The 3,292-nt window shown below is 65.0% G+C and carries 6 protein-coding genes; 5 read left to right on the plus strand and 1 reads right to left on the minus strand.

Translation table 11 applies throughout. The features are described 5' to 3' along the window. The first annotated feature begins 127 nt into the window (after positions 1-127). The 5 genes from O9271_RS18390 (at position 128) to nadS (ending at position 2,856) form a co-directional block, all read left to right on the plus strand. Entirely contained in the window at positions 128-1,237 is a 1,110-nt protein-coding gene (locus O9271_RS18390; RefSeq protein ID WP_298273029.1) for a hypothetical protein, read from the plus strand. Between the two features lie 50 nt (positions 1,238-1,287). After that, positions 1,288-1,509: a hypothetical protein gene (locus tag O9271_RS18395; protein ID WP_298273030.1), complete on the plus strand. Its 222-nt coding sequence runs from the start codon at positions 1,288-1,290 to the stop codon at positions 1,507-1,509. Positions 1,510-1,565: 56 nt separating this feature from the next. Continuing rightward, positions 1,566-2,033 (plus strand): hypothetical protein, encoded by a 468-nt coding sequence (locus O9271_RS18400; RefSeq protein ID WP_298273035.1) that lies wholly within the window; start codon positions 1,566-1,568, stop codon positions 2,031-2,033. A gap of 197 nt (positions 2,034-2,230) precedes the next feature. Further along, on the plus strand, positions 2,231-2,548 hold the full coding sequence (locus O9271_RS18405) for a type II toxin-antitoxin system RelE/ParE family toxin (RefSeq protein WP_298273038.1): 318 nt from the start codon (positions 2,231-2,233) through the stop codon (positions 2,546-2,548). Continuing rightward, complete coding sequence (nadS, locus tag O9271_RS18410; RefSeq protein WP_298273041.1) at positions 2,545-2,856, plus strand: NadS family protein; 312 nt, start codon at positions 2,545-2,547, stop codon at positions 2,854-2,856. The genes O9271_RS18405 and nadS overlap by 4 nt, the downstream gene beginning before the upstream one ends. 242 nt (positions 2,857-3,098) lie before the next feature. On the opposite strand, the gene O9271_RS18415 is transcribed toward nadS, so the two are convergent. Then, positions 3,099-3,292: transposase (locus tag O9271_RS18415; protein ID WP_298273044.1), on the minus strand; the 194-nt coding region annotated here is incomplete at its 5' end.

A 3,292-nucleotide genomic window follows, 5' to 3' on the forward strand; every position in this document is an offset into this window, starting at 1 on the left:
CGTTAGGCGCATTGCGGGTCACTTACAAGCGGCACCTCGAGGATGTCCGTCCCACCGAAAAGATGCGCTGACCTAGGCTTGTTCACGCCTCGTAGCTGGTCATTTCACTATTGAGGAGTATTGCACCATGCGTCATCGAGAGCGGACCCGCCTCATTACCACGGTCGTGGCACTCACCACAGCGCTCATCGCGCCACTCCACGCACAATCCCTCACCGCGCGCACCGCGACGCTGGTGTGGCAGGTGGATGGAACGGAATCCGGTGAACCGTTCGGTGATCTGCGCGATTTTGTAGTGCTTCCGAATGGCCACGTCTGGGCCCTGGATTTCAAGGATCAGGTGATTCGTCGCTATGACGACGCCGGGCGCTCGTTGTCGACGGTTGGGCGCAAGGGCAGCGGTCCAGGCGAGCTACGCAACGCGAACGGACTTGTCGTGGCACCGGACGGCGCGGTGTGGGCGAATGACCCGGCGAACAGTCGATTCACTGTTTTCAGCAGCTCGGGCGCTAATCAGCGGGCGCTCACGGTGCCGATCTCCGGCTATGGCTACCGATGGGGCGCCTGGTTCGACCGTTCGGGCGAACTCGTGGAGCTCGCGATCGGCCGAGAGGCTCGGTACCGCCGCATTACGAAGGCCGGCGCTGTGGCGGGTTTTTTGGAGTATCCGGAATGTCCCTCAGGCGCCGCGCCGCCGCTGGCGTTTCGCGCCGAGACACCGGGGAAAGGCGCGACGACGGGTTCCTATCCGTTCACCACGGGAGGTGGCGTAGTCGCCGACCGGCGCGGTCACTTCTGGTGCGCCGCGGCACGCGGCACGCGTGTGGCGCGCCTGGCATACGGAAGGCGCGACACGCTCGCCCGCACAGCAATCGAGTTCCCCGCCCTTGCTATCCCCGCCGCGGAGCGGGAGGACGCCATTCGCCAGGTGGAGACGCGCCTGGCGAAGTACAGCACGAGCACGTTTGATCGGAGCATGGTTCCAACCACGCGTCCGGGGATCGCGGCGCTCTTTGTGGACCTCGATGGTCGCCTGTGGGTGGCGCACACCCGAGCCGAGTCGGCGACGAGTTCCACCTTCACCGTGTTCGACGAAAGGGGCGCCGTGCTCTTCCGCGTCACCTTCCCCGCGCGCGTGAACAGCTACCTGCCGCTGCTCGCCCGCGGGGATGACGTCATCGTCGCTGCTGCCGATGCGGACGACGTGGTGTCATTGCGGAAGTATCGACTCCGGTGAGCTGCGATGGCAGCATCCATCCATGACCGGACCGCCGTCAGTTCGGCGGCTTGGCGCTCGCCAAGGTGACGGAAAGGGTCATCGCCGAGTATCTGAGCGTGACGCTGGCAAGCGGACATCCCGATCTCTTCCTCCAGGCAATCGCGGATGTGGCGAAGGCGAGAGGGATGGCGCAGCTGGCGAAGGATACGGACCTCGGGCGCGCGCAAAGCCTAACGATGCTTGCTGCAGTCGGGCGTGTTCGGAAACGCGCTTCGCGCGCATTTTGTTAAAGCGCCCGCTGCAGAAGCCCGCGTTATGCAACGAAAACCATCGAGGATCTGAGCACATGAGTTCAAGCGAGGGTGGTTCCGATCGCGTGTCGATACCTCAAGCTGAATCGCTGCTTGCCCGTGCCGCCGCGCTCGATGCACAAGAAAGGGCCGGAGGCGTGAGTGTGCCCGAGCTCCGTCGAGCGGCCCTGGAGGCGGGCATCGGTGCCGCCGCTTTCGACGCCGCCTATCGTGAGGCCCACGTGACGGCCGCCGCCGCTACGGTCACGCCGCCGTGGATTGTGCGAATCACGATGATTGGCGTCCCGAACCGCGTGGTCGCGTGGGGTTTCTATGCCTTCTTCTTGCTTCTTCTATTCGGTGCCGGTGCAGCAGCCGTGGCTACTCGGTTCGGCTGGTCTCCGCCGCTTCCGATAGAGACGTCACTCTCGTTGTTTGTCGCCGGCTTCTCGGTGTTCGCGCTCTGGAGTACCGCCAAAGCCATCCGCTGGACTGAGCAAAACGGATGGGATCAACTTCCGTAAAGCATTCAGTTGGTTGGTGCCCGCTCGAGGAGTATCTGCTCGCCGTGGGCATAACGGTGCTTGCTGAAGGCGGGCGTTTGCGGAAGCGCGCTGCGCGCGCATCGTATTGCAGCGCCCGCTGCAGCAGCCCGCGTTATGCCGACCGACCGGGCGGTGCTCACTCTGGCGCGCAGTACGCCAATGGCGTATAGTTCTCCATGCGCTTCATCGAGACGCCGATCTTCACGGCCGCGTTGCGTCGGCACCTCGATGACGAGCAGTACCGCGCGCTCCAGGCGGCCCTGTACCTGCGGCCCGAGCAAGGCGCGCTCATCTCAGGGGGCGGCGGCCTGCGCAAACTGAGATGGGGCGCCGACGGGCGTGGCAAGCGCGGCGGTGTTCGGACGATCTACTACTGGGCGGCCAACGACGGCGTGTGCTACATGCTCTATCTGTACGCGAAGAACGAGCAAGGGGATCTCACCGCTACGCAGCTGCGCGCTCTCGCCCGAGTGGTGCGCGAGGTGTTCAAATGAAGGCCGACGCGTTCAACGAACTGTTGGAGAGTGTCCGACAGGCAGGGGCCATCCGCCGTGGCGAGCGAAAGCCGTCACGCTCACGCCAGTTCAAGCCCACGGATGTGAAGGCCGTTCGTGCGGAGCTGGGGCAGTCGCAGGCCGAGTTCGCGCTGATGATCGGTGTCAGCGTCGCCACGCTGCGGAACTGGGAGCAAGGTCGGCGCGTACCGGATGGTCCAGCGCTGGCTCTCCTGCAAGTCGCCGCTCACAATCCCGCAGCGGTCGTTGACGCGCTACATCGGCCGCGGCGGCGCGGCGCGGCATAACGATCGCTGCTGCGGACGGGGCTGAATCAAGGATGGCGGCTGGCTCGCTGCGCTCGCCTGCCGCATTGTCATGAGGCCCCGCCGCAGAGCGGGGGCGTTGAAGCTGTAGGAAAACGTGTATTCGAAGGTGGCGTGCGCTTCAACGCGAGTAATCAGACGCGAACGGTGCTGCGACCAATGGGTTCCTGTAGTGGGCGCTCACGCGTCGCTGCGGACGCATCGGGGCGGTGCGGCGCGCTGGTTCAGGCCGCGTAGCCGCTCTTCGCGATCTTCTCGATGTTGTGCACGCGACAGTACAGCTTCCATTGCGTGTCGACTTTCAGGCGCCCCCGCAGCGTGAAGCGATCGAGGCGCTTGTTCGCGCGAAGATTCGCGAAGACGGGCTCCACCGCGGCGAACCGCTGCGCGTACTGCGCGCGGCCGTCCGGCGTGTCGA

The organism is Gemmatimonas sp. (assembly GCF_027531815.1).
In the GTDB taxonomy this organism is placed as follows: domain Bacteria; phylum Gemmatimonadota; class Gemmatimonadetes; order Gemmatimonadales; family Gemmatimonadaceae; genus Gemmatimonas.

Coding starts and splice junctions, on each gene's coding strand:
- O9271_RS18390 (WP_298273029.1), top strand. CDS start 128: ATGCGTCATCGAGAGCGGACCCGCCTCATTACCACGGTCGTGGCACTC.
- O9271_RS18400 (WP_298273035.1), top strand. CDS start 1,566: ATGAGTTCAAGCGAGGGTGGTTCCGATCGCGTGTCGATACCTCAAGCT.
- O9271_RS18405 (WP_298273038.1), top strand. CDS start 2,231: ATGCGCTTCATCGAGACGCCGATCTTCACGGCCGCGTTGCGTCGGCAC.
- nadS (WP_298273041.1), top strand. CDS start 2,545: ATGAAGGCCGACGCGTTCAACGAACTGTTGGAGAGTGTCCGACAGGCA.